This window comes from Sphingomonas degradans (genome assembly GCF_053502645.1).
In genome coordinates, this window is the sequence record NZ_CP177172.1 from 601,995 (window position 1) to 625,005 (window position 23,011).

Annotated in this window: 27 protein-coding genes; 8 read left to right on the forward strand and 19 right to left on the reverse strand. The window is 67.8% G+C overall.

The annotated features are described in order from the left end of the window. Nucleotides 1-14 precede the first annotated feature (14 nt). Both ACG3SL_RS02855 and ACG3SL_RS02860 read left to right on the forward strand, forming a co-directional pair. Nucleotides 15-1,247 (forward strand): polyhydroxyalkanoate depolymerase, encoded by a 1,233-nt coding sequence (locus ACG3SL_RS02855; protein ID WP_448663632.1) that lies wholly within the window; start codon nt 15-17, stop codon nt 1,245-1,247. A gap of 65 nt (nt 1,248-1,312) precedes the next feature. Next, a complete protein-coding gene (locus ACG3SL_RS02860) occupies nt 1,313-1,705 on the forward strand; it encodes a hypothetical protein (protein ID WP_448663633.1) in 393 nt (130 codons plus the stop codon). Here ACG3SL_RS02860 and ACG3SL_RS02865 read toward each other — a convergent pair. The 10 genes from ACG3SL_RS02865 to ACG3SL_RS02910 all read right to left on the reverse strand — a co-directional run bounded on the left by ACG3SL_RS02865 (nt 1,702) and on the right by ACG3SL_RS02910 (nt 10,128). Then, complete coding sequence (locus tag ACG3SL_RS02865) at nt 1,702-2,136, reverse strand: hypothetical protein (RefSeq protein ID WP_448663634.1); 435 nt, start codon at nt 2,134-2,136, stop codon at nt 1,702-1,704. The two genes, ACG3SL_RS02860 and ACG3SL_RS02865, sit on opposite strands and share 4 nt — an antisense overlap. 57 nt (nt 2,137-2,193) lie before the next feature. Further along, on the reverse strand, nt 2,194-2,562 hold the full coding sequence (locus ACG3SL_RS02870; RefSeq protein WP_448663635.1) for a YkvA family protein: 369 nt from the start codon (nt 2,560-2,562) through the stop codon (nt 2,194-2,196). Nucleotides 2,563-2,605: 43 nt separating this feature from the next. After that, a complete protein-coding gene (locus tag ACG3SL_RS02875; RefSeq protein ID WP_448663636.1) occupies nt 2,606-3,082 on the reverse strand; it encodes a pyridoxamine 5'-phosphate oxidase family protein in 477 nt (158 codons plus the stop codon). 63 nt (nt 3,083-3,145) lie between these two features. Next, nucleotides 3,146-4,096: a glucokinase gene (locus ACG3SL_RS02880; protein ID WP_448663637.1), complete on the reverse strand. Its 951-nt coding sequence runs from the start codon at nt 4,094-4,096 to the stop codon at nt 3,146-3,148. 142 nt (nt 4,097-4,238) lie between these two features. Next, nucleotides 4,239-5,414, reverse strand: a complete 1,176-nt coding sequence (locus ACG3SL_RS02885) for an acetyl-CoA C-acyltransferase (protein WP_448663638.1) — start codon at nt 5,412-5,414, stop codon at nt 4,239-4,241. A 138-nt stretch (nt 5,415-5,552) separates the two neighbouring features. Beyond that, a complete protein-coding gene (locus ACG3SL_RS02890; protein WP_448665053.1) occupies nt 5,553-5,975 on the reverse strand; it encodes a MaoC family dehydratase in 423 nt (140 codons plus the stop codon). A gap of 216 nt (nt 5,976-6,191) precedes the next feature. After that, the gene (locus ACG3SL_RS02895; protein ID WP_448663639.1) at nt 6,192-7,133 is read right to left on the reverse strand and encodes a DUF2167 domain-containing protein; all 942 of its coding nucleotides are present in this window, start codon (nt 7,131-7,133) and stop codon (nt 6,192-6,194) included. Between the two features lie 83 nt (nt 7,134-7,216). After that, nucleotides 7,217-7,828 (reverse strand): TetR/AcrR family transcriptional regulator, encoded by a 612-nt coding sequence (locus tag ACG3SL_RS02900; RefSeq protein ID WP_448663640.1) that lies wholly within the window; start codon nt 7,826-7,828, stop codon nt 7,217-7,219. A gap of 89 nt (nt 7,829-7,917) precedes the next feature. Then, complete coding sequence (locus tag ACG3SL_RS02905; RefSeq protein WP_448663641.1) at nt 7,918-9,090, reverse strand: mechanosensitive ion channel family protein; 1,173 nt, start codon at nt 9,088-9,090, stop codon at nt 7,918-7,920. A gap of 6 nt (nt 9,091-9,096) precedes the next feature. After that, nucleotides 9,097-10,128, reverse strand: coding sequence for a DNA topoisomerase IB (locus ACG3SL_RS02910; protein WP_448663642.1), 1,032 nt, complete (start codon nt 10,126-10,128; stop codon nt 9,097-9,099). A 110-nt stretch (nt 10,129-10,238) separates the two neighbouring features. On the opposite strand from ACG3SL_RS02910, the gene ACG3SL_RS02915 reads away from it, so the two are divergent. After that, nucleotides 10,239-10,796: a type 1 glutamine amidotransferase domain-containing protein gene (locus ACG3SL_RS02915; RefSeq protein ID WP_448663643.1), complete on the forward strand. Its 558-nt coding sequence runs from the start codon at nt 10,239-10,241 to the stop codon at nt 10,794-10,796. Here the strand turns inward: ACG3SL_RS02915 and ACG3SL_RS02920 are convergent. Genes ACG3SL_RS02920 through ACG3SL_RS02930 form a run of 3 tightly spaced genes read right to left on the reverse strand, consistent with a single transcriptional unit; the run spans nt 10,741 to nt 13,326 of the window. Further along, nucleotides 10,741-11,841 (reverse strand): acyltransferase family protein, encoded by a 1,101-nt coding sequence (locus tag ACG3SL_RS02920; protein WP_448663644.1) that lies wholly within the window; start codon nt 11,839-11,841, stop codon nt 10,741-10,743. The two genes, ACG3SL_RS02915 and ACG3SL_RS02920, sit on opposite strands and share 56 nt — an antisense overlap. Beyond that, the gene (locus ACG3SL_RS02925; protein WP_448663645.1) at nt 11,838-13,187 is read right to left on the reverse strand and encodes a putative O-glycosylation ligase, exosortase A system-associated; all 1,350 of its coding nucleotides are present in this window, start codon (nt 13,185-13,187) and stop codon (nt 11,838-11,840) included. The genes ACG3SL_RS02920 and ACG3SL_RS02925 overlap by 4 nt, the downstream gene beginning before the upstream one ends. Continuing rightward, nucleotides 13,180-13,326 (reverse strand): hypothetical protein, encoded by a 147-nt coding sequence (locus tag ACG3SL_RS02930; protein WP_448663646.1) that lies wholly within the window; start codon nt 13,324-13,326, stop codon nt 13,180-13,182. The genes ACG3SL_RS02925 and ACG3SL_RS02930 overlap by 8 nt, the downstream gene beginning before the upstream one ends. An 87-nt stretch (nt 13,327-13,413) precedes the next feature. On the opposite strand from ACG3SL_RS02930, the gene ACG3SL_RS02935 reads away from it, so the two are divergent. Together ACG3SL_RS02935 and ACG3SL_RS02940 are read left to right on the forward strand one after the other, a co-directional pair. After that, complete coding sequence (locus tag ACG3SL_RS02935) at nt 13,414-14,655, forward strand: TIGR04063 family PEP-CTERM/XrtA system glycosyltransferase (RefSeq protein ID WP_448663647.1); 1,242 nt, start codon at nt 13,414-13,416, stop codon at nt 14,653-14,655. Continuing rightward, on the forward strand, nt 14,652-15,608 hold the full coding sequence (locus ACG3SL_RS02940) for a hypothetical protein (protein ID WP_448663648.1): 957 nt from the start codon (nt 14,652-14,654) through the stop codon (nt 15,606-15,608). The genes ACG3SL_RS02935 and ACG3SL_RS02940 overlap by 4 nt, the downstream gene beginning before the upstream one ends. Nucleotides 15,609-15,635: 27 nt before the next feature. Here the strand turns inward: ACG3SL_RS02940 and ACG3SL_RS02945 are convergent, their stop codons facing one another. Then, nucleotides 15,636-15,950, reverse strand: a complete 315-nt coding sequence (locus tag ACG3SL_RS02945) for a hypothetical protein (RefSeq protein ID WP_448663649.1) — start codon at nt 15,948-15,950, stop codon at nt 15,636-15,638. Next, nucleotides 15,947-16,084 carry a hypothetical protein gene (locus ACG3SL_RS02950; RefSeq protein WP_448663650.1) on the reverse strand — a complete coding sequence of 46 codons (138 nt, stop codon included), beginning with the start codon at nt 16,082-16,084 and terminating at the stop codon, nt 15,947-15,949. Before ACG3SL_RS02950 ends, ACG3SL_RS02945 begins: the two co-directional genes overlap by 4 nt. Nucleotides 16,085-16,221: 137 nt before the next feature. Here ACG3SL_RS02950 and ACG3SL_RS02955 point away from each other — a divergent pair, with 137 nt between their 5' ends. Then, nucleotides 16,222-16,842, forward strand: a complete 621-nt coding sequence (locus ACG3SL_RS02955; RefSeq protein WP_448663651.1) for a S24 family peptidase — start codon at nt 16,222-16,224, stop codon at nt 16,840-16,842. Nucleotides 16,843-16,913: 71 nt separating this feature from the next. Continuing rightward, on the forward strand, nt 16,914-18,338 hold the full coding sequence (locus ACG3SL_RS02960) for an aldehyde dehydrogenase family protein (protein WP_448663652.1): 1,425 nt from the start codon (nt 16,914-16,916) through the stop codon (nt 18,336-18,338). A 165-nt stretch (nt 18,339-18,503) separates the two neighbouring features. On the opposite strand, the gene ACG3SL_RS02965 is transcribed toward ACG3SL_RS02960, so the two are convergent. The 4 genes from ACG3SL_RS02965 to ACG3SL_RS02980 form a co-directional block, all read right to left on the reverse strand. Further along, a complete protein-coding gene (locus ACG3SL_RS02965) occupies nt 18,504-19,814 on the reverse strand; it encodes an OmpP1/FadL family transporter (RefSeq protein WP_448663653.1) in 1,311 nt (436 codons plus the stop codon). Between the two features lie 44 nt (nt 19,815-19,858). Further along, nucleotides 19,859-20,287 carry a DUF2147 domain-containing protein gene (locus ACG3SL_RS02970; protein WP_448663654.1) on the reverse strand — a complete coding sequence of 143 codons (429 nt, stop codon included), beginning with the start codon at nt 20,285-20,287 and terminating at the stop codon, nt 19,859-19,861. Nucleotides 20,288-20,452: 165 nt separating this feature from the next. Then, the gene (locus tag ACG3SL_RS02975; protein WP_448663655.1) at nt 20,453-22,216 is read right to left on the reverse strand and encodes an SLC13 family permease; all 1,764 of its coding nucleotides are present in this window, start codon (nt 22,214-22,216) and stop codon (nt 20,453-20,455) included. Nucleotides 22,217-22,301: 85 nt separating this feature from the next. Continuing rightward, a complete protein-coding gene (locus ACG3SL_RS02980) occupies nt 22,302-22,670 on the reverse strand; it encodes a hypothetical protein (protein ID WP_448663656.1) in 369 nt (122 codons plus the stop codon). Between the two features lie 132 nt (nt 22,671-22,802). Between ACG3SL_RS02980 and ACG3SL_RS02985 the strand changes: the two genes are divergently transcribed. Beyond that, the gene (locus ACG3SL_RS02985) at nt 22,803-22,979 is read left to right on the forward strand and encodes a hypothetical protein (protein ID WP_448663657.1); all 177 of its coding nucleotides are present in this window, start codon (nt 22,803-22,805) and stop codon (nt 22,977-22,979) included. Nucleotides 22,980-23,011: the final 32 nt, after the last annotated feature.

Genomic DNA, 23,011 nt, shown 5'->3' on the forward strand with positions numbered 1-23,011 from the left:
GTGGAAGGAACCACATGCTGTACGACGCATATGAAATCCAGCGTTCGCTTCTCGCCGGGGCCAGCGCTTTCGCCAATTTCAGCGCGGGGCTGCTGAACAATCCCGCCAATCCGTTCGCCTATTTCGGTGGCGGCCCGGTGATGGCGTCGGCGCTTCAGGTGTTCGCCCATGCCTCCGCGCCGCGCGGCAAGCCGGATTTCGCGCTCGACCATACGATCATCGACGGTAAGACCGTGGACGTGCATGAGGAAGTCGTGCTGCGCAAGCCGTTCGGCCAGCTCAAGCGCTTCGTCCGCAAGGGTGTAGAGGGCGGGCCGAAGCTGCTGATCGTCGCCCCGATGTCGGGCCATTTCGCCACGCTGCTGCGCGGCACTGTGGAGCGGATGCTGCCGGTGGCCGATGTGTACATCACCGACTGGCGTGACGCCAAGCTGGTGCCGCTGGCCGAAGGGCGCTTCGACCTCGACGATTATGTCGACTATATCGTCGAATTCCTGGCCCATATCGGCGCCGAGGGCGCTGCCCGGCCGCACATGCTGGCGGTGTGCCAGCCGTCGGTTCCGTGCTTCGCCGCCGCCGCGCTGATGAGCGCCGACCAGCATCCCAATCGCCCCGCGACGCTGACCATGATGGGCGGCCCCATTGACACGCGCGAGGCGCCGACGGCGGTCAACACGCTGGCGACCGAACGGCCGCACAGCTGGTTCGAGCAGAACGTGATCGCGACGATCCCGATGACCTATCCGGGCGCCGGGCGCCGGGTCTATCCGGGCTTCCTCCAGCTCGCCGGGTTCATGACGATGAACCTGGGCAACCACATGATCAGCCATTGGGAGATGTACAAGCATCTGGTCCAGGGCGACGGCGAGAGCGCCGACGCGACGATGGCGTTCTATGACGAATATCGCTCGGTCTGCGACATGACCGCCGAATTCTATCTCCAGACGATCGACGTGGTGTTCCAGGACCATGCGCTGCCCAAGGGCGAGATGCTCCATCGCGGCCGCCGCGTCGATCCCTCGGCAATCACCGACATCGCAATCCTTGCGATCGAGGGCGAGCGCGACGACATTTCGGGCATCGGCCAGACCAAGGCGGCGCTGACGATTTCGGACAAGCTGCCCGAGGCGATGAAGCAGTATCATCTGGCCGAGGGCGTCGGCCACTACGGCATCTTCAACGGTTCCAAATGGCGCAACCGCATCGCTCCGATTGTCGAGCAATGGATGGCCAAGCATCCGGGGTGAGAACGGCGGCTGCGGTGTGCAGAGGCGGCGCGCGGGCGGATCGTCTGTACGAGAAGACGCTTAGCATGCGCTACGAGCATGCTGTGGGTTTATGGGTGCCGATCATCCGGCACCTTGCGATGCGCGGGCACGCGGATGCGATGATCGAACTGGCCGACTGGTATTCGGAAGACAACTCGGCGCAGGCATTCGGCAAGCCTGCGAGCAGCTTCGCGGCGGCTGGCTTGTATCGGCGGGCGTGGCGCAAGGGAAACGCGCGGGCCGCGCTGAACGCGGCGGCGAGCTGTTTCAACCGGAACGACATGCGCGGCTATCGGCACTGGCTGCGCAACGCAGCGAACGTTGGCGCGGACGACGCCCGCCGGGAGCTTTGCGCCTTTGAAACGCGCCTCTGGCATAGTGCGGCGCGCAAGATCCGGCGGTTGCGCCCCTTTAAGAAACGAGACGGTCTGTACTAGCCGGCGGTGCGGCTGAGCCGGTGCCCGATCGCCAGATAGGCCCCGGCTATCACGAGCCCAGTCAACGCGAATGCGGCGATTTGCAGCGGACTGGCCCCGCGAAGCGCCGGACTTGCCAGGGGCGCCAGCACCACTCCGATCATGGCTCCCGCAATCAGGCAGATGGCGTTCGCGGCCATGGTGCGGCGACGAGTCACGGGAAACAAAAACGACAGCACCAATCCTCCTGCCGGCAGGGCAAAGAGGAACACTGTCAGCCAGCACAAGACTGCCGCTGTCGCGATCCACGTCAATCCGGGCAGCTTGGCGCCGGCAGCCGCGACAAGGCCGGCGGTCCAGATCGCGGAGAATAGCGTAGCGCCGAGTGTCGCTGCACCAAGGACGGCGAGTGCATGATGGCCGAAGCGAAGCGGCGTCTTGGCAGTATCCATGCCCGCTTATTGCTGCCGCAGGATTAATTCGTGGTTATTGCGCGCGTTGGCTCCCGCCTAGTCATAATACCACGCCGCGACGCTCCACGCCGCCAGCGCCAGCAGCGCCCAGAGCAGCACCACAATCGCGATGCCGCCCATACTCACCGGGCGCTGTGTCTCGGCCTCGGCGCGCCTGCGATATTCGGTCATCAACGCGGGGGGAACCATGCGCTCGAACAGCCAGACGCCGATTGGCACCAGCACCACGTCGTCGAGCAGCCCGAGCACGGGGATGAAATCGGGGATCAGATCGATGGGCGACAGCGCATAGGCCGCGACCAGAACGCCGAAGATCCGTGCAGGCATCGGCGTGCGCGGATCGCGCACAGCGAGCCAGACGGCATGTGCTTCGGTGCGGATGCGGTGCGCGAGCGAGGGACCCATGCCATGGGATCGCCCGCTCGCGCGCCGGGGTCAATGGGGCGTGTTACGCGGCCGTGGTTTCGACCTTCGCATGGCTGCCCGTTTCGTCGGAACGGATCGTGCCGCCGAACAGCATCTTCACCTTGCCCGTCAGCGACAGGTCGGATTCCCACAATTCGGCACTGTCGATGTCGAAGCGGAGCAGCGCGAGATTCGGGTCCTGCTTGCCGCCGGGAAACCATGCCTCGACATGCTTGTTCCATAGCTTGTCGATCAGCGCGGGGTCGTTGTCGATGCGCGCGGTGCCGGCGAGGCAGGCGAAATAATCGTGCCCCTTTGACACGAACTGTGCCATCGCCGCGCCGCCGGGGGCCATGCGATTGTCCTTGCCGATGAAGAAGAACAGCGTGTCGACCTGATCGGGATCGAGTTGCGCGGTCAGCGGCGCACTATGCTCGCCATTTTGCAGGCCGACCATCAGGAATGGACTGGCCGAGAGCTTGGACCAGAGGTCTTTCTTGAGTTGTTCGGTGTCGGCCATGCGATGCTCCTTGGGTTCGGGGTGCGCAGGGACAACGAAGCATCGGGCAAAGATTTCCCCCGCTCAGGCCGTGGCAAAGGCGGCGGCGGCGCCCAGCAGTTCCAGGTCGCTGCGCAGCACCAGCGCGACGGGCACTTCGCCCAGCTGGCGGCGGAACGCAGCCTTGTCCTGCAGCCGCTGGCGGAAATTCGGATCGCCCAGTTGCGGCTGGAGCGCGCGGGCGATCGCGCCGGTCAGGAACACGCCGTCCCACGCACCGAACGCCAGCACCAGATCCCCCGCGACCGCGCCCAGATGCGCGCAGAACATGCGCACCACCGCCGTCGCCACCGGATCGCGGCCGACAGCGCGCGTCACGTCCTCCGGCCGCGCCAGCGTCTTGCCGCCCGACAGCGCTTCATAGGCGAGCAACAGCCCGCCTGCGCTCAGCAGTGCCTCGACCTGCAGCGCCAGCCCCTTGGCGACACAATATTCTGCGAAGCGCAGTTCGTCGTCGGTGCGGGGGGCAAAGGCCATGTGCCCGGCTTCGCTCTGGATCGGGACCAGCCGGTCGCCGGCGCTCACCAGCGCGGCGACGCCCAGCCCGGTGCCGGTGCCGAGCACCAGGAAATTGCCGCCGGTCTCGACGCGCCTCGGCATGGGGCCGGGCAGCGCGGCAAAGGCGGTGGCGGGCAGGAGAGTGAGCGCAAGCGCGTTCGCGGCGCATTCGTTGAGCGCGCGCGGCGGCATGCGCAGCACCGCCTCCACCCCGGCAAGCGAGATGTACCAGCGGCTGCCGGTCAGGTTGATGAGGTCGCCGCGCGCCGCGCCGGCCACCGCCAGGATGCTGGGCAGCCGCGCGTCGCTGAGCCCCAGATCGCCCAGATACGAAAGCAGCGCGCTGGTAAAGGTGGGGTGTTCGGCGGTCAGAAAGGTGCGGACGTCGCGCGGGGGAAGCCCGGCATCCCCGCCCGTCAGCCCAAAACGCACCGAATGGCGGCCGATATCGGCCACCAGCGCCAGTCCCTCGGCCATGCCGGTCCTCTCCCAATCGGCTCCCTGTTTCGGGGGCTCGACACTGGTATCGCTAACAAAAGTTGCCGAAGCAACAACGCTTTACGATGGGACACACAGGGACGGGCAGGCGCGGGAGAGGGGCCCGCGCCTGCATCCGGAATCAGAGGACTTCGAACAGCCCGGCAGCACCCATGCCGCCGCCGACGCACATCGTCACCACAACATATTTGGCGCCGCGCCGCTTGCCTTCGATCAGCGCATGGCCGGTCATCCGCGCGCCGCTCATGCCATAGGGGTGGCCGATCGAGATCGCGCCGCCATTGACGTTGAGCAGTTCGTTGGGGATGCCCAGCTTGTCCTGGCAATACAGCACCTGCACCGCGAACGCCTCGTTCAGCTCCCACAGGCCGATATCGTCCATCTTGAGGTTGAAGCGTTCGAGCAGCTTGGGGATCGCATAGACCGGGCCGATGCCCATCTCGTCGGGCTTGGTGCCTGCGACAGCCATGCCGATATAGCGGCCCAGCGGCTGGAGTCCGCGCTTCTCCGCCAGCTTTTCCTCCATCAGCACGGCGGCCGAGCTGCCGTCCGACAGCTGGCTGGCATTGCCGGCGGTGATCGTGCCGTTGGGCAGCACCGCATTGAGCGACTGGAGCCCCTCCAGCGTGGTATCGGCGCGGTTGCCCTCGTCCTTGGATAGCGTCACTTCCTTGGTCGTGACTTCCTTCGTCTCCTTGTTGACGATGTTCATCGTCGCGGTGACGGGGACGATTTCCGCATCGAACTTGCCCGCGGCCTGCGCGGCGGCGGTGCGCTGCTGCGACTGGAGCGCATAGGTGTCGGTGCGGTCGCGGCCGATGCCGTAGCGCTCGGCGACGACTTCGGCAGTCTGGAGCATCGGCATGTAGATGTCGGGGTGCATCGCCAGCAGCTCGGGATCGGCGCCGATCCGCATCTGCGGCGTCTGCACCAGGCTGATCGATTCGACGCCGCCGCCGATGGCGATGTCCATGTTGTCGGTGATGATTTCCTTGGCCGCCGTGGCGATCGCCATCAGCCCCGACGCGCACTGGCGATCGAGCGACATGCCCGCGACCGATACCGGCAGCCCGGCGCGCAGCAGCGCGTTGCGGGCGATGTTGCCGCCCTGATGCCCCTGTTGCAGCGCGGCGCCGAAGACCACGTCGTCGACTTCCGCCGGGTCGATGCCGGCGCGCTCCACGGCGGCGCGGATCGACGCGGCGGCCAGCGTCGGGGCGGGCAGGTTGTTGAACGCGCCGCGATAGGCGCGGCCGATCGGCGTGCGGGCGGTGGAGACGATGACGGCGGAACGCATTCGAGCTTCCTCTTCGTTGCTCCCCTCCCGCATGCGGGAGGGGCTGGGGGTGGGCGCCCGCTATCGGCGGGCGATTTGTTCGTGGAGAGCGGTTGCCCACCCCCCGGCCCCCTCCCGCCTGCGGGAGGGGGAGAAGGGCTAGACGTAAATCAGTGCGATCCACTCGGCGATCAACGCGGGCTTTTCCTCGCCTTCGATCTCGAGCGTATATTCTTGGACCTGTTCCCAGACACCGGGCTTGCGCTCGACGAACTTGAGCAGCTTGAACCGGCCGCGCACGCGCTTGCCGGAGCGGACGGGGGTGAGAAACCGGACTTTGTTGCCGCCATAGTTCACACCCATCCTGGCGCCCGCTATCTCGGGCGCGCCGCTGCGCGCGGCGAGCATGGGCATCAGCGACAGGGACAGGAAGCCATGCGCGATCGTGCCGCCGAACGGCGTCTGCGCCGCGCGTTCGGGGTCGACATGGATGAACTGGTGGTCGCCGGTGGCGTCGGCAAAGGTGTCGATCATCGCCTGGGTCACTTCCACCCAGTCCGAAACCTGCTCGGTCCCGACCATGGCGCCCCTTTGCTCGACGGTAATCGTGTTCACGCCTGTCTCCGGCTTTCGCTGGGCTCATTTAGGGAGGGAGAGGGGGGCTTCGCAAGCCTCTCCCGACCGAAAACAGGAAAGTGCCGGGTGCCGTAGCGTCGTGACTGTTGCGCGCGGCGAACCCGATATTCGAAAAACGGTCAGGCGCGGGCTCGGGACGAGTCGATCCCGCGCCCGGCCGCCTCAGATCGCATCTTCCTCCCGCCGCCCGGCCAGCCGCTTGATGAATCCCCAGGCGGCGGCCCCCGCCGTGGCGATCCCCAGCAGGATCAGCTTGCCGAACTTGAGCAGGATCGCGAGCAGCCCGACCTTCTTGACCACCGCCAGGCCGACGCCGCCTGCGACCAGCCCCGCCAGTCCATATTCCGCCGTCTTGTCGGTCGAGGAATTGAAGTCGGCATAGGCCGCGCCCGGCTCGAACGTAACGGCCTTGCCGAAATCGGATGCCGCCGTGCGCACCTCGGGCAGTGCCGCCATCGACGATACCATGTTGAGGCTGAGCACCCCGGTGCGCCCGAGCAGGCGCACGTCGTAATTGAGCCCGTGCTCTGCGCCGCCCTCTTCGGCCAGTTCGCGCGCCCAGATCAGCGAATGGCTGGCCTTGTCGTAGGACGGCGGCTGCGCCCAGCCGACCAGCGAGATCGCCGGAAAGCCCTGTGCCTTGCGCTGTTCATTGTCGGCGGCGTCGCCTGCCTTCATGTCGGCGAGCACCGCGCCATAGTCCTGGTTGTCGGCGTCCGCGTCGGAGACATGGCCGCTATACTGATAGGTAATCACCGCGCCCCACAGATTGTCGAAGGCGTTGGCGTCTTTCTCCATCACCATGCCGAGCACGTCCGACACCGATTCGGGCGGATTGCGCCAGACATCGACGAGCACGCGCTTGGCGTCGTCGGCGGGCAGGAAATAATAGCGGTCGCCCAGATGGAGCACGGCCTTTGCCGCAGGCACGCTCACGTCGCCGCTCTGGGGGTGGAGGCTGGCGAGGAATTGCTGCGCCTTGGGCGGGAGCTTCGCCGCCCTGGCATTTTCCGCAGGCGGCGCCTTCGCCGGCTTGTCCGCTGCCATTGCCGACGTTCCGAACATTGCCAGCGCTATTGCGCCCGCGCCCAACAACCTGCGCATTTCCGTTCCCCCTTTGCCCGAGTCGGCCCCGCCGCGATTGGGCCTGCGGATACGGCGATGGTCAAGCGTGCCCGCGTGGAGCGTCAGGCCGGGCCGTCCGCCAGCGGCTTGTCGCCGCGTTTGCGCAGGTCGGCGAGTAGCACTTCGGTCGCCCAGCGGCAGGCGGTGCCGATGTCGGCGCCCTTCAGGTCCCACTGGTCGCGCATCTCGCGCCATGCCAGCGCGCTCGACAGATATTGCAGCGTCGCGATCGCCAGTGTCCGGTCCGGTTCGGGGAGTGCGCGGGTGGGGGCGTCCAGCGCCTGCCGGCACGCGGCGGCGCGTTCGCGCTTGGCGGCGTTGCGTAGCGCGCGGCCCTCTGCGCTGGCCAGCGCCACGGTCATGGCGGCGGCCTTGGCATCGAAGGCGGCGAAGCGCGCGGGCATCTCGTCCACCAGTGCCGCAAGCGATTCCGGCGTCGCCGCCGCGTCGCGCATCGGATTGGCAACCGCCTGGCGCAGCGTGGGCTGGTCGGGGAAATAGCGATAGACGGTGCGCCGCGAGATCCCCGCGCGTTCGGCCACGCGATCGTGCGTCAGCTTTTCGTTGTCGCCCAGCACCGCGACCACCGCCGCCTCGATCCGTTCACGGGTACGCAGGTTGTCGGCGACGGCGGGCTTGGCAGGATCGGCAAACAGGAATTTTCGGGAGGACATACAGCCTGATAGCCATGGCACAGTTTGTGTCAAACGGGCGGTGGGCGCTCCATGCCGCCTTTGCCTCCGCCCGTCGCAATCCGCGCCGATTATTGCTCGTTCGGCCCCCGGTCCACGCGCATCACCGGCTGGACGTCGGGATAGGGCAGCACAAACTTGCCGTCGGGCGCGGCGGTATAGCTCGTCTGCGTCGGATAGGCGAAGGCGATGCCCGCCGCGCCGAACCGGCGCAGTACATCGGTGGCGATCCGATCACGGGCCGGGTGGGCAATGTCCCAGTTACCGCTCGGCATCTCGACGATGAACTCATAGTCGAGCGTGCTGGCGCCGAACGCCGAGAAGCCCGCGCGCACCGCCGTGCCGCCATGCGCTTCGGCAATGTCCTTCAGCATCTGGGGGATGGTGTCGAGGACGTCGGGCGGGGTTTCGTAGGCGACGCCCAGCGTGAAGGGCAGGCGGATCTTGGGCCGGTCGCTGAGGTTCTGGACCTCCTTGTCGAGCAGCTGGCGGTTGGAGATGATGCGCAGCTCGCCGTCGAACGATCGGATGCGCGTCGACTTCAGGCCGATGCCTTCGACGGTGCCGACGGTCTGGTCGTATTTGATGTTCTGGCCGACGCGGAACGGGCGGTCGAACAGGATCGACAGCGCGGCGATCAGGTCGCCGAAGATGCCCTGCGCCGCCAGACCGATGGCGATGCCGCCGACGCCGAGACCGGCGACCAGGCCGGTCACGTTCACGCCAAGGTTGGACAGCACCATCACCAGCGCGATCGCGAACAGCGCGAAGGTCACCAGCAGCCGGATGATGCCCAGTGCGCTGGCCAGCCCGGCGGCGCGTTCATCCTCACCGATGGTGCGGTGCTCGATAAAGCCGAAGATCACTTCGCGCGCCCAGATCGCCGCCTGGAACACCGATGCGATCGTGAACAGGAAGTTCGACGTGGTCACTACCGCTGCGGGCGGGTCGGCATAGGTCGTGACCAGCCGGATCGCGACCATCACGATGAAGAAGTTGCTCGTCTTGGCAACCGCACGGCCGAAGATCGCATACCAGTTGGCGACGCCGTGCCCGCGCTGGCACATGCGCAAGCCCCACGACCGGACGAGGTGGAGCACCAGCACGATCGCCGCCGCGACGCCGGCGGCGATCAGTATCTGCACCCAATGCTCTTCCACCCACGCGCTCGAATCGCGAACGAAGGATACGGTGTGCGTTTCCAGATCGACTTTGGGGAGGATCGGGGCCGATTTGTTGGTCATGCGGGGTCAGGCTGCCTTTGCGTGCGGCGCTTCGGCCGCGTCTTCCAGAAACGCGATCAGGCCGCGTTCGTACCGGCTCAGGTATCGCGTGGTGCGGGGCAGCCGCAAGGTCTGGCGGAACGCCTCCTGTGCGGCGCGGTCCTTGGCCAGCGCGACCAGGCGCGGGTGGACATAGGATTTGCGCGCGATCGACGGCGTGTTGCCCAGCGCCTCTGTCACCGGCTCCAGCATCGTCTTGATGCCGACATAGGTCTCCGCACAGGCCAGCGCCTCGAACGCCAGCACGCTGGCGCCCCAGGTGCGGAAATGCTTGGCGGTAAAGGCGCCGCGCATCGCTTCGCGGATATAGCAGTTCACGTCGGTGGAAGTGACCGGATGGCTCTCGCCCGCATCGTCGACCCAGCGGAACAGGTGCTGCCCCGGCAGGTCCTGGCATCGCTTCACGAAGCGGCTGAGCGTGCCGTCGGTGATCGTCATCACCCGCAGCTTGCCCGATTTGGCGCGGAACTGGAGCTTTAGCGTGCTGCCCTTCACCTGCGCATGACGCTTGCGCAGCGTCGTCGCGCCGAAGCTCTTGTTGGCCTGCGCATAGCTCTCGTTCCCGACGCGGATCGTGCCGAGATCCAGCAGGCGGACGACGGCGGCAACGGCCTTTTCCTTGCACAGCCCGCGCAGCTTCAGGTCGTGCTCGACCTGCGCGCGCAGCCGGGGAAGCGCATGGCCGAACGCGCCGCAGCGATCATATTTCGCGGCCTCCTGCGCCTCGCGAAAGCCGCTGTGGTAGCGATATTGCTTGCGGCCCTTGTCGTCCCAGCCGACCGCCTGGATATGGCCGCGCGGGTCGGGGCAGAACCAGGCATTTGCATAGGCGGGGGGCAGGCCGATGCGGTTGAGCCGCTCGATCTCGTCGCGGTCGGTGATGCGCTTGCCGCTTGCGTCCCAATAGCCCCAGCCGTGGCGGACCTTGCGCCGGGTGATGCCGTCCTGCTGATCGTCGACATAGAGGATGTCGAGGTCCGCGATGTCGTCCTGGGTCATGATCCTCCTCGTCGTGCCGCGATGAATGCGCGGACCGTCGCTTCGTTCCGGAACCGGCCGGGGCGCGGCGGGGTTCAACGGGCAATCCATCCCGCATCAAAGGAATTGCCATGGCCGACCTTTCCACTGCCCGCGTGCTGATGATCGCGACCGACGGGTTCGAGCAGGACGAACTGTTCAAGCCGCGCGCGGCGCTGCTCGATGCCGGCGTGCAGCTGACGCTGGCATCGCTGAAAACCGATCCGATCACGGGCGAAAAGGCGGGCGAGACGGGCGACAGCATCACCCCCGACACCACCGTCGATCAGGTCGATGCCAGTGATTTCGACGCGCTGGTGCTGCCGGGCGGGGTCGGCAATCCCGATACGCTGCGCATGGAAAAGCGCGTCGTCGATCTGGTGCGCAGCTTCTTTGATGCGGGCAAGCCGGTGGCGGCGATCTGCCACGCGCCGTGGCTGCTGGTCGAGGCCGATGTGGTCGCGGGCAAGCGCTTGACGAGCTGGCCTTCGGTGCGCACCGATCTGGCCAATGCGGGCGCGAACGTGGTGGACGAGGAAGTCGTGGTCGACGGCAACCTGATCACCAGCCGCAACCCCGACGACATCCCCGCCTTCAACCGCGCGGTGCTTGCGGCGATCGAGGAAGCGGTGGCGCCGGTCGCGGCCTGAGCGCCAGGCCGTTGATCCAGCGCTGCGCGGGGCGCTCTACCCCATGGTAGAGCGCCACCGACGCGGCCAGCACCAGCGCCAGATACAGCGCGATCAGCGGCCAGCCGACGGCGTGCGCGTCGCTGACGAACGCCAGCTTGAACGCGAACCACAGCAGGAAATGGCTGAGATAGGTCGCGTAGCTGATCTCGCCCAGATAGTGGAGCGGGCTGACCTCCAGCGGATTGCCCCGCCGCCCGGCGCTGAGCGCCAGCGCCAGCAGCCCGGCGGCGAAGCTGGCGGGCACCGCCAGCGTTTCGGGCACCGCGCCCGTGATCCATGCGGCGAACCCTGCAAGAGCGACGCCCAGCGCGCCGAGTGCGGGCAGGCGCCACCGGCTCCGCCAGCGCAGCCACAGCGCGGCAACAGCCGTGCCGCAGCCGAATTCGAGCACGCAGCGCACGACGCCCAGGCGCGGAATATCCTGTCCCAGCGCCGTCGCTCCATCGCCGGCAAAGACGAGGTGCAGCGCCACCAGGATCGCGCCGATCGCCGCCAGCACCGCGAGCGTCGGCACGCGCCGCCAGTCGACGCCGAGCGCGAGCAGCGGGAACAGCAGATAGGCGGCCAGCTCGCACGAAATCGACCATGCCGGGTCGTTCCACGTCAGCGCATCGGTGAAGCCCCAATTCTGGAGCAGCAGGATATGCAGTGGCAGCTCGGCAAAGGGGAAGGGGGCGGCGGACCGGCCAGTCGCGTGCAGCGCCAGTGCGAGCACCACCGCGAACCCCAGCATGAACAGGTGCAACGGCCAGATCCGCGCCACGCGGCGGCGCAGGAAATCGGGCACCGCACGCCAGCCACCCTCGCGCAGCCGGGGCGCATAGCTCAGCCAGATGACGAAGCCCGACAGCAGGAAGAAGAAATCGACCGCCAGATACCCCTTGGCCAGCACCGCCATCGCCGCATCGGGCAGCCCGTCGATCGAACGGCGCAGGTGGAAGAACACGACCAGCCACGCCGCGACTCCGCGCACGCTGGTCAGGGCGCGCAACTCGCCGGTCATGCCGCCGCCGCGCGCGGCTTGCGTAAGGGACGCCAGCTGGTCTCGGCCCGCTTGCGCGCCGTATAGGTGTCGAGCCCGATCTGCGCCCCGATCAGCATGTAGACGAAGGGCTGGAACGCGATGGCGATGAACGTCGCGCCGAGCAGATAGATGATGTGCGCGCTTTGCAGGGCCGATGCGAGCGGCGCGATCCATTCTTCGCCCTCGGCGGGCTTGCGATAGCGCCGGCGCAGCACTTCCATGCGGAAAATGCCGGACAGGTTGAGCAGCAGCCACAGCGCCAGGCCCGGATAGCCCTGTTCGCCCAGCATCTCGAAATAGGCGCTGTGATAGGCGCGCGCCTTGTCGACTTCGAGGCTGCGCTCGACCTTGGTCACGCCGCCGACGTCCGCGGCGCTGACCTTTTCGTAGCGGATGCGGTTCTGGCGATACGCCTCGAACCCGCCGCCCATCGGGTGCGACTTGGCGTATTCCATCGTCCACTGCCAAACGGCGAGGCGGGTGGAGGCAGAGGCATCGCCCTGATAGGTCTTGATCGTCCCCATCCGCTCGGTGAAGGCCGAGGGCAGGAACGGAATGGCGAGCAGCCCCGCGCACGCCAGCGCGCTGAGATACGCGACCTTGCGCTTCGAATCGCGCAGCAGCAGTATCGCGAGCAGCCCGATGCAGAGCAGCCCCGTGCGCGTCGATGTGCCGACCGGGATCAGCAGGCATGCGAATATCAGCGCATAGGCCACGGCCTTTACCCGCCAGTCGGGCGCGAAGATCGTGCCGTGGCGGGTGAACCACAGGATCAGCGGGATGATCGCGATCGCCACGGTGGAGATGGTCGATCCCTCGTACAGCCCCGAATTATTGGCGACCATCAGGTTCAGCTCGCCATAGCCGCCGCCCGACAGCACGGTCTTCATGCCGCCGGTGATGATGATCGACGCCGCTGACAGCGTCATGAACAGCAGCAGCGCCTCGATCCGCAACTTGGTGCGCAGCGTGAGGGGGAGGAACGCGGCAAAGGCCAGCGCCTTCCACACCCAATCCCATTTGTCCCTTGCCTCCAGCGGGAAATCGGCGTGGATCGTGGTCCAGAAGCAATAGGCGAGCAGCGCCAGGATCAGGAACTGGCGCGGGGCCACGCGCACGTCGCGCTTGTCGTCCACCGCCAGCCACCCGGCAACCGCCAGCCCGACCGCGATCAGCGAAATCGGCACCGAATTGAGCAGCAGATAGGTCAGCCGCTGGGGCGAGACGATGTCGATATAGGCATAGGCGAGCACGAACAGGAACGGCTTGCGAAAGCCCATGCCCAGCAGCGCGACCAGAAAGAGGATGAAGGCGTAATCACGCACGCGGCGTGCCCCGGCGGCGCTTGGGCGGGGCGGCGTCGTGCGGGCCCGGCTCATGGTCCAGATCGGGGCGGCGGAGCAGCAGGATGGCGGCGAGCATCATCAGGCCGTGGCTGACCAGCAGCGAGATATTGTCGATCATGGCCGGTCCGGGGCTCCTTGCTTTCGCGGGTATCTACGCCTGCTGCGGTTGACGCGCCGTTAAGGGCTCGCATGGCATTGAGTCGGCATGCGGATCCTCCACATCCTGGACCATGGGCTGCCGCTCCACAGCGGCTACACCTTTCGCACGCGGGCGATCCTGAAGGCGCAGATCGCGCGCGGGTGGGACGTTGCGGCGGTCACCGGCCCGCGTCATGGCCCCGCCGACTCGGCGGACGAGATCGTCGATGGCCTGTCCTTCCACCGCACCGCCCCGGTGGAGCAGGCGCCGTCGCCGCTGCTCGAGTGGCGCGAAGTCCGCGCATTCGCCCGCCGCATCCGCGCCGTGGCACAGGAATTTCGCCCCGATATCCTCCACGCCCATTCGCCGGTGCTCGATGCGATGGCCGGTCAGCGCGTGGCGCGCCAGCTGGGCCTGCCGTTGCTCTACGAAATCCGCGCCTTTTGGGAGGACGCCGCCGTCGGCAACGGCACCGGGCGCGAGGGGAGCCTGAAATACCGCATCACCAAGGCGATGGAGACGCGCGCGGTCCGCAAGGCCCAGGGCGTTGCCGTCATCTGCGAGGGGCTGCGCGGCGATCTGGTCCGGCGGGGAATCGATCCGGGCAAGATCATGGTGTCGCCCAATGGCGTCGACCTGACGCTGTTCGGCGATCCGCCCGCGCCCGACACGGCGCTCGCCGCGCAGCTGGGGATCGGCGGCTGCGACGTGATCGGGTTCATCGGCAGCTTCTACGACTATGAAGGGCTGGACGGGCTGGTGGCGGCGATGCCCGCGCTGGTCGCGGCGCGCCCGTCGATGCAGCTCCTGCTCGTCGGTGGTGGCCCGGCCGAGGCCGCGATCCGGGCGCAGGCAGCGGCTTCGCCGGTGGCGGACCGCATCCATTTCATCGGCCGCGTGCCGCACCATGAAGTCGAGCGCTATTACAGCCTGATCGACGTGCTGGTCTATCCGCGCAAGCGGATGCGGCTGACCGATCTGGTGACCCCGCTCAAGCCGCTGGAGGCGATGGCGCAGCGCAAGCTGGTCGCCGCATCCGACGTGGGCGGGCACCGCGAACTGATCCGCGACGGCGACACCGGCACGCTGTTCGCCCCCGACGATCCCGCCGCGCTGGCCCATGCAGTCGCCGCGCTCTTTGAGGACAAGGCGCAGTGGGACGCCCGCCGAACCCGCGCCCGCGCCTTTGTCGAGGCAGAGCGCAACTGGTCGGTGAATGTTTCTCGTTATGAGTCTGTTTACCAGACTCTTATTAGGTCCAGCCTTATGAAGGATTCGCGGCCCCACACCCCGTTGGTGCAGGCATGAACCTGCCGATCGCCTCGGTCGGCGCGCTGGCGCTGGGCGTGCTTGCCGCACTCGGCATCGCGATGCTGCCGGGCACGGCGCTGGAGAGCCTGGTTTCCGACAGCGGGCTGCCCTCCGTCCTTCCCGCCGCCGAGCCGCCGCTGGGCATGACTGCCCGGCTTGCCGTGATGCTGGGCACCGGCGTGCTGGCGGGTGCCTTTTCGTGGCTGACGCTGTTCGTGCTGTTCGGCATGCGCAGCATCACGCTGGCCAAGGCTGCGCCTGCGCCCGATCCGCATTTCGCCGACATGCCGACGCCGACGATCCGGCGTGCCGATGCACACCCCGATGCGCCGCCGCGCGCGCCGTTGATGGCCACGCGCGACCTTGGCACGCCGTTCCTGGATGTCCGTGCGCAGGAGCCGGAGGCCGGCAGCGCCGATTTGTTGATGAAGTTTAGGCCTGTCGAGGACGTGGCAGCGGAAGCGTCGCCTGTTCCCGAAGCGCCGCAGCCGCTGCCGCTCGCGCCCATGGCCGAGCCGATCGAACGCCCGCTGCCGCTCGACCTCGGCACGCCGATGGCGGCGCTGGACCCGGATTCGATTCCCGCCGTGCCGATGACCCCGCCGCTGTCGCTCAAGCCGCTGCGCCGCGCGCCGCCGGCGGAGGACAAGCCGGTATATGCCAGGGGCGAGCGGATCGAGACGTTCGAGCTGCCCCCCGCACCGGCGCGCCCGGCACCGCCGCCCTCGCTGCGCCCGCGCCCGCGCGGTGAAGAGATTGCCCGGCCGCAGACCGAGGCAAGTGTGCACGCGCTGCTGGAGCGGCTGGAACGCGGCGCCATGCGCCGGGGGCTGGCGACCGGCATCGAAAAGCGCGCCCCGGCGCCGCAGCCGCCGGTCCGCACCCAGCCGGGCGAACGCGGGCTGGAAGAGGCGCTGGTCACGCTGCGCAATCTCGCCCGCCGCGCCTGACCCCAAGGGCCAGGCGCGCGCAAACGCTCAGCGTTCCTCCACCGTCAATGCCTCCACCCGGATCGTCGCGCCCTCCGGCGTGCGGGTGACGCCCGCGATCGTTAGATCGGCGACCAGATGCCCGCGCAGCGCCAGCTCCGCATCGGGCAGGCCGGCGATCCAGCGATCCAGCGCCGTACCGCACGGCCCCCGCAGCACCAGCACATGCCGCGCGCCGACAAAAGTGGCGCTTGCCCAGCGGGTCCAGTCCCCCTCGACCAGCATGACCGGGCATCCGGCAGCATCGGCGGCCGCGACCAGCGCGCGGGCGAGCAGCGTGCCCGCATCGGGACCCCGGCTCAACGCGGCAGCTCCTGCTTGGCGAGGAAGGTTTCGATTTGCTCGACCATCTTGTCGCGCGGCTCACGGCCCCGGCGCATATCGTGGACCAGCCGGGGGTCGCGCGCGGCGAGTCGCCCGAACCGACTCGGGGCCATCATTGTATCCCGCAGGAATTGCTCGATTTTACACTGCACGGACATGCCCTGTTCTCCTTTCGAGTCGTTTGCTATGATCCTGTTTTGTTCTTCAAATCCTACTAGTCTAGGAAAATTCCTATGCTATGGTGAATTCCATGGAACCACAGGCACAACGGACCGCGCTGGCGGCGCTGATGGAGGGGCAGGGCGTGGGCTTTGCCGAGCTGTCGCGCGTGATCGGGCGCAATCCGGCGTATCTCCAGCAATATGCCAGGCGGGGTACTCCGCGCCTGTTGGCCGAGCAGGACCGGGCGCGGCTCGCGGCGTATTTCGGCGTGGACGAGGCGGCGCTGGGCGGGCCTGAACCCGTCGGACTGGTGGCGGTGCCCCGGCTGGACGTAGGCGCGTCGGCGGGGCCGGGGCGGCTGGCGGAGGATCGCCACCGCCGCCCGGCAATGCTCGCGCCCGATTTGCTCCGCAGCCTGGGGGTGCGCGCCGACTCGGCATCGGTGATCCGAGTCGAGGGCGATTCGATGGCACCGACGCTGGCCGATGGCGACGAGATCCTGGTCGACGGGGCCGCGCAAACGGTGCGCGGGCGCGGCGGAATCTTCGTTGTGCGGGTCGACGGCGTGCTCGTGGTCAAGCGCGCGCAGAGTGCGGTGGGCGGCATCGACCTGCTCAGCGACAACCCGGCCTATCCGCCGCGTTTCTGCCGGGCGGGGACCTATGCCGTCATCGGGCGGGTGGCGTGGATGAGCCGGGCGCTGGTGTAAGGCGCGCTTGCAACCGGCGTCTGCGCCCGCCATCTACTGCCGTACCCAAAACTCGAAACGGAGCGGCGCAGATGCGATCCTACCTCAAGCAGTATATCGACGGGGCGTGGATCGACAGCGAAGGCGGCACGCGCCACGCGGTCATCAACCCGGCGACCGAGGCGCCGGCGAGCGAAATCACGCTCGGCTCCGCCGCCGATGTCGACAAGGCCGTCGCCGCCGCCCGCCGCGCGTTCGAGAGCTTCTCGCGCACCAGCGTCGAGGAACGCGCCGCACTGCTCGAGCGCATCGTCGAAGTCTACAAGTCGCGGGCCGAGGACATGGCGATCGCGCTGAGCGAGGAAATGGGCGCGCCTCTCAGCCTCGCCAAAACGGCGCAGGTCGGATCAGGTATCGGCCATTTCCTGTCCGCCGCCCGCGCGCTGCGCGAATTCGTGTTCGAGGAGCAGATCGGCACCGGCATGGTCGTGCACGAGCCCATCGGCGTGGTCGCGATGATTACGCCGTGGAACTGGCCGCTCAACCAGATCGTGTCCAAGGTCGCGCCGGCGCTTGCCGCCGGCTGCACGATGATCCTCAAGCCTTCCGAAGAAGCGCCCGGCTGTGCGGCGATCTTTGCCGAAGTGCTGGACGCGGCGGGCGTGCCGGCGGGGGTGTTCAACCTCGTCAATGGCGACGGCCCCGGCGTCGGCACTGCGCTGGCCCAGCACAAGGGCGTCGACATGGTGAGCTTCACCGGATCGACTCGCGCCGGAATCGCGGTGGCGAAGAATGCCGCCGACACGGTGAAGCGCGTGCACCAGGAACTGGGCGGCAAGTCGCCGTCGCTGGTGCTGGAGGGCGCCGATCTGGCCAAGGCAGTGCCCGGGACCCTGTTCAGCGTCCTGCTCAACTCGGGGCAGAGCTGCATCGCGCCGACGCGGCTGCTGGTCCCCCGTGCGCTGCAGGACGACGCCATCGCCATCGCCCGCCAGATGATGCAGGCGACCCAGACCGGCGATCCCGCCACCGAAGGCCGCCATATCGGTCCGGTGGTGAACAAGGCGCAGTGGGACAAGATCCAGGGCCTGATCGCCAAGGGGCTGGAGGAAGGCGCCACGCTGGAGGCGGGCGGTCCGGGCCGCCCCGACGGCGTCGAAACCGGCTATTTCGTGCGTCCGACGCTGTTCTCCGGCGTGCGCAACGACATGACGATCGCGCGCGAGGAAATCTTCGGCCCGGTCGTCACCATCCTGCCCTATGACGATGAGGAAGACGCGGTCCGCATCGCCAACGACACCGATTACGGCCTGTCGGCGGTGGTGTTCGGCAGCGCCGAGGCGGTCCGCCGCGTCGCGCCCCGGCTGCGCGCGGGCATGGTCTATGTGAACGGCGGCCAGCCCGATCCGAACCTGCCGTTCGGCGGCTACAAGCAATCGGGCAATGGCCGCGAATATGGCAAGTTCGGGCTCGCCGAGTTCATGGAGGTCAAGGCGCTGGTGGGCGTGCTCGCCTGAGGGCGGGCTGCCGCCATCGCCCGACATAAAGCGCACCTGCGCGACGGGCGCTCCCCTCCCGCTTGCGGGAGGGGTTGGGGGAGGGGCGGCAGGCACGTCGGCCAAACGCACAGACCCTCCCCTAGCCCCTCCCGCAAGCGGGAGGGGAATAGCAGCTACCGCATGTCAGAACCCGACGCGCGCGCCCAGGGACAGCACGACGGCGCTGGCATTGCGCAGCTGGCCCGACGTCAGGATCGGCGTCTGCGCGGGGGTGCCGGCATAGGCGGCCGTCACGCGATCGATCGATTCGTCCTTGAACGTCACGTAATTGGCGCCCGCATCGATCGTGAAGCGCGGCGACAGCGAATAGGATGCGCCGGTGCCGAAGTTCCAGCGATTGGAATCGGGCACGCGCGCGTCGCGTTGCGTATCCTGAGTCGGCGTCTGCGCACGCTGCACGCCCGCGCGCACCGTCAGCTTGGGCGAGACGGCATAGTCGAGGCCGCCCGCGAGGCTCCAGCTTTCGCGATAATTTTCGGGGATCGCGGTGTTGAGCGGGCTGCCCAGCCGGATCGCGTCGAACTTGTCCCAGCCGAAATGCGTGACCTGGGTGTTGAGCGTCAGCTGGTTGCTCAGCCGCCAGCGCGCGCCGATCATTGCCTGGGCGGGGGTATAGAAACGCGCCTCGACCCCCGACAGCTGGGTGTTCGAGCGGTCCAGCGGCACGACCAGTCCGGTGACGGCGAGATCACCCTTCAGCTTGTGCTGGATCTTCGACTTGTAGCTGATGCCCACGGTCACGAAGTCGTTGTGCATCTGGAGCCCGGCGGACCAGCCCACATCCCAGCCATCGCCCTTCAGCACCTGTTGCCCGTCGGGCAGGGTCGCCAGCACGTTGGGCAGCGCGTTGCTGAGATAGGCGTCGGTATATTCGATGTTGGCGCCGCCGCCGATGCGCAGCCAGTCGGTGACCGCCACCGCCAGCGTCGGCTGGATGTCGATCGTGCGCAGCCGCGTCTTGTCGGCGCTGTAGCGGGCCCAACTGCCGGTCTCGTAATCGGTGGTGAAGCTGTAGGGCGACGTGACCGCCAGGCCGAACGCCACCCGATCGGTGATCGGATAGGCCACCGCGCCGGACGGCAGCACGCCCTTGTTGATCGGATTGCGCGACACGGTGTTGCCGCCGATCGGGGCAAAGGGCTGGCCGGGGCGCGCGATCACGGTGCCGGTGTCGACCACTTCGCCGCGTGGCAGGATCGCGGTGGCGTTCACCACGGCCTCGCCGCTGGTGATGCCGGCAATCGCGGCGGGGTTCCACCAGATCGATGCGGCGCCGGTATCCGCGGCCTCACCCGAAAAGGCGCGGCCGGCGCCGCGTGCGGACTGTTCCTGGAGATAGAATGCCTGGGCGTGCGCAGTGCCGGAAAGGCCGAATGCGGCGGACAAAGCGGTAGCGGCGGCAAGGGTCGCCTTGCGAAGGGGGGTGCTCAACATGGGGTACGCCTTTTACTGTACGATAGGGGAGAATTGCGGTGCGATCAGCGCACGCGAGTCCAGGTCTGGGTGCGGCACAGCGGGCGGAATACGCATCCGCGCACCTTCAACTGGTCGCCCGCCGGCGTGATGTCGGACGAATAGGTCTTGCCGTCCTCGGCATTGTAGATCCGCCCGCCAGTCCAGCCGCCGCCGCTGGCGGTGAAGCCGCTGAGGATCTGGAGCCCGCGCAACGGGCGGTTGCGCAGGGACTTGTCGCTGTTCTTGCTATCCTGAAGCGCCGGGTTGGTGCGCAGCGCGTCCGACGTCAGGATGCGGCCGCAGATCGATGGGCCGCAGCGCTGGATTTCGACGATGGCGTTGCGGGTCTGGGTTTTCCAGCGGCCTATTGCCGCGTCGGGGTTGTTCTGGGGTGGCTGTGCGGCGAGCGGCGACACCGCTACCGTCGCCAGCCCTAACAGGGTGACTAACAAGGCATTCCTCTCAATTCTGGCGACCATCGCCTTCTTGTCGTGTCGGCCTCTTCGGGCCGTGGGATCGATGTGGGCGGTTTCGCTTGCCGATCAAGAGCTTGGAACCCGCGCGCCGCGGGCGAGTTCCTCGCGGGCCAACAAATGGGTGCGCGTGCGGATTCCGGGTCACACCGGCCACACCCACAGGATCAGCGGCGTCCCCGCCAGCAGCACCAGCAGCGACAATGGCGCGCCCAGCCGCGCATAGTCGCCGAACCTGTACCCGCCGGGGCCCATGACCAGCGTGTTGCACTGGTGCCCGATGGGCGTGAGGAAGTCGCAGCCTGCCCCCACGGCAGTCGCCATCAGGAACGCCTCGGGCCGATAGCCAAGGCCAGTGGCAAAGGTCGCGGCGATGGGGGCCATCACCAGCACGGTTGCGGCGTTGTTGAGGAACGGCGTCACTGCCATCGCCGCCGCAAGGATCAGCGCGACGGCGCCCCAGGGCGGCAGCGTGGCGGCGAAGTGCGACAGATGCGTGCCGATCAGGTCGGTGGTGCCGGTGCTGCGCAGCGTGTCGCTGACCGGGATCAGCGCGCCCAGCATGATGAGAATCGGCCACTCGACATGGTTGTACGCCTCGCGCAGCGGCAGCGATCCGCTGAGCACCGTCAGTGCCGCCGCCGCGAAGAACGCGACTGCCACCGGGACATAGCCGGTCGCCGTCGCGATCATCGCCACGCCCAGGATCAGCAGCGGCATCAGCCCCTTGCGCGCACTGCCCAGCCGCAGCGTCCGTTCGGCCAGCGGCAGGCAGCCCAGCTCGCCCAGTCGCTCGAACAACAGCTCCAGCGGCCCTTGCAGCACGATCACGTCGCCCGCGCGCAGCTCGATCTCGCCCAGCCGCCGGGCGAGCCGTTCGCCCTGGCGGGATACGGCGATCAGATTGACGCCGAACCGCTCGTGCAGCCCCAGCCGCCCGGCGGTGCGGCGGATCAGCGGGCTGTCGGTGCCGATCACGGCCTCCAGCACGCCGACTTCGCCCGGCTGCGACGATTCGCGGCTGGCGCCTTCCAGCTCCAGCCCGTCGGCGGCGATCACCCGCTCCAGGCTGTCGGGCGCGCCGCCCAGGATCAGCAGGTCGTCGGGTTTCAGCACCGTGTCGGGGAAGGGGGTGCTGCGGATGCCGGCGCGCAGGATCGCGGTGACGGTGACTTCATGGTCGTGCCGCTCGCGAAAGGCCGATACGGTCTCGTCCACCGCCGGCGATCCGGCCGGGATCGCCGCCTCGGTCACGTAATCGGTGATGTCGAGCGCCTCGCCCAGCGTCGGCACCGCGCGCCGATCGCGCGGGATCAGCCGATAGGCAAAGCGCAGGAACACCAGCCCGATCAGCGTCAGGCCCAGCCCGACGGGGGCGTAGTCGAACATGCGGAACGGCTCGCCCGTCATTTCCTCGCGCACGCGGCTGACGATGATGTTAGGGGACGTGCCGATCAGCGTGATGAGCCCGCCCAGCAGCGACGCGAACGACATCGGCATCAGGAACACCGCCGGCGTCGCCTTGGATCGTTTCGCCATCTGGAACGCGACCGGCATCATCATCGCCAGCGCGCCGATATTCTTGACCAGCGCCGAGGCGAAACCGACGCTGGCGCACAGCAGCAGCAATTGCGAGCGCACCCGCGTCACGCGCCGCTGGAGCAACAGCATCGCGCTTTCGATGATCCCCGATCGCTGCACCGCGCCCGACAGCACCAGCGCGGACCCGACGATGATGACGATATCGTCGGAAAAGCCGGTAAAGGCGTCCTTGGGCTTGACGATCCCCACGGCCAGCGCCGCCAGCAGCGCCATCACCGCCACCAGATCGTAGCGGAACTTGCCCCATACGAACATCAGCATCATGCCCGCCAGCACGGCGGCCGAGAGTATCTGGGGGAGCGTCATCGGGCCTCAGCGTGCGGGGGTGGAGGCGCTTCAACTCGCCGGTCCGGCTTTGGGTCCGTTATTTCCGCGAAACGAACCCCGGACTTCAGACGCGCTTCAATCGCAGCGCCGACCAGTCGGCGTCGATCGCGATCTGGCTGACGGTATCGAGCCCGTGCCGCTGGACGAGATCCCGGAGCACATCGCGGCTCAGGTCGCGCGCCAGCGCCGACGTCAGCTTGGGATAGGCGAGCCACAGGATCGCGGCGGGCGGGGCGGTGGCGACGATTTCCGGCAAGGTGGCGTCGAACGCCGCGCGATCGGGCACCGCGAACAGCACGACGTCGGCAGTCGCCAGGGCGCTCCGCATCTGCTCTGCCCCGATGGCCTGCTCCAGCCCCGCCGATGCGCCCAGTACCGCCAGCTTTCGCGTGCCCTTTACCTGCAGGCGCTCCGCAACCGTTTGGTTCGACATTGCGCTCCTCCCGTTTTGCCCCTCCATTACATGGTGCGATTCTCCCACTTCTGGAAATCAAGCGCAACGCGCTTGGCGCCGCGCCCGCCGTCGCCAGTGGCGTCGCCGCGTCGGACGTGGCAAAGCAGCCCCATGGCAAACACTTCCTCGCGCACGCCGATGGCCGGCGGCTTCCTGTTGGCAACAAGCCTGATGGTCGGATCGGTGGTCGGCGCGCTGCGCGGCGAGGCGTCGATGGGGTTCATCGGCGGGCTGGCCGTGGGGCTGGCGCTTGCGATTGGGGTGTGGCTGCTCGACCGGCGCAAATAGCGCGCGTTCGCGGCGGCGTCAGCGCCCGGCGC

Coding starts and splice junctions, on each gene's coding strand:
- ACG3SL_RS02860 (WP_448663633.1), top strand. CDS start 1,313: ATGCGCTACGAGCATGCTGTGGGTTTATGGGTGCCGATCATCCGGCAC.
- ACG3SL_RS02895 (WP_448663639.1), bottom strand. CDS start 7,133: ATGCGCAGGTTGTTGGGCGCGGGCGCAATAGCGCTGGCAATGTTCGGA.
- ACG3SL_RS02955 (WP_448663651.1), top strand. CDS start 16,222: ATGGAACCACAGGCACAACGGACCGCGCTGGCGGCGCTGATGGAGGGG.
- ACG3SL_RS02855 (WP_448663632.1), top strand. CDS start 15: ATGCTGTACGACGCATATGAAATCCAGCGTTCGCTTCTCGCCGGGGCC.
- ACG3SL_RS02875 (WP_448663636.1), bottom strand. CDS start 3,082: ATGGCCGACACCGAACAACTCAAGAAAGACCTCTGGTCCAAGCTCTCG.
- ACG3SL_RS02950 (WP_448663650.1), bottom strand. CDS start 16,084: ATGGCCCCGAGTCGGTTCGGGCGACTCGCCGCGCGCGACCCCCGGCTG.
- ACG3SL_RS02910 (WP_448663642.1), bottom strand. CDS start 10,128: ATGACCCAGGACGACATCGCGGACCTCGACATCCTCTATGTCGACGAT.
- ACG3SL_RS02985 (WP_448663657.1), top strand. CDS start 22,803: ATGGCAAACACTTCCTCGCGCACGCCGATGGCCGGCGGCTTCCTGTTG.
- ACG3SL_RS02980 (WP_448663656.1), bottom strand. CDS start 22,670: ATGTCGAACCAAACGGTTGCGGAGCGCCTGCAGGTAAAGGGCACGCGA.
- ACG3SL_RS02880 (WP_448663637.1), bottom strand. CDS start 4,096: ATGGCCGAGGGACTGGCGCTGGTGGCCGATATCGGCCGCCATTCGGTG.
- ACG3SL_RS02900 (WP_448663640.1), bottom strand. CDS start 7,828: ATGTCCTCCCGAAAATTCCTGTTTGCCGATCCTGCCAAGCCCGCCGTC.
- ACG3SL_RS02960 (WP_448663652.1), top strand. CDS start 16,914: ATGCGATCCTACCTCAAGCAGTATATCGACGGGGCGTGGATCGACAGC.
- ACG3SL_RS02890 (WP_448665053.1), bottom strand. CDS start 5,975: ATGGTCGGGACCGAGCAGGTTTCGGACTGGGTGGAAGTGACCCAGGCG.
- ACG3SL_RS02865 (WP_448663634.1), bottom strand. CDS start 2,136: ATGGATACTGCCAAGACGCCGCTTCGCTTCGGCCATCATGCACTCGCC.
- ACG3SL_RS02930 (WP_448663646.1), bottom strand. CDS start 13,326: ATGATCGACAATATCTCGCTGCTGGTCAGCCACGGCCTGATGATGCTC.
- ACG3SL_RS02965 (WP_448663653.1), bottom strand. CDS start 19,814: ATGTTGAGCACCCCCCTTCGCAAGGCGACCCTTGCCGCCGCTACCGCT.
- ACG3SL_RS02940 (WP_448663648.1), top strand. CDS start 14,652: ATGAACCTGCCGATCGCCTCGGTCGGCGCGCTGGCGCTGGGCGTGCTT.
- ACG3SL_RS02920 (WP_448663644.1), bottom strand. CDS start 11,841: ATGACCGGCGAGTTGCGCGCCCTGACCAGCGTGCGCGGAGTCGCGGCG.
- ACG3SL_RS02905 (WP_448663641.1), bottom strand. CDS start 9,090: ATGACCAACAAATCGGCCCCGATCCTCCCCAAAGTCGATCTGGAAACG.
- ACG3SL_RS02915 (WP_448663643.1), top strand. CDS start 10,239: ATGGCCGACCTTTCCACTGCCCGCGTGCTGATGATCGCGACCGACGGG.
- ACG3SL_RS02975 (WP_448663655.1), bottom strand. CDS start 22,216: ATGACGCTCCCCCAGATACTCTCGGCCGCCGTGCTGGCGGGCATGATG.
- ACG3SL_RS02870 (WP_448663635.1), bottom strand. CDS start 2,562: ATGGGTCCCTCGCTCGCGCACCGCATCCGCACCGAAGCACATGCCGTC.
- ACG3SL_RS02935 (WP_448663647.1), top strand. CDS start 13,414: ATGCGGATCCTCCACATCCTGGACCATGGGCTGCCGCTCCACAGCGGC.
- ACG3SL_RS02885 (WP_448663638.1), bottom strand. CDS start 5,414: ATGCGTTCCGCCGTCATCGTCTCCACCGCCCGCACGCCGATCGGCCGC.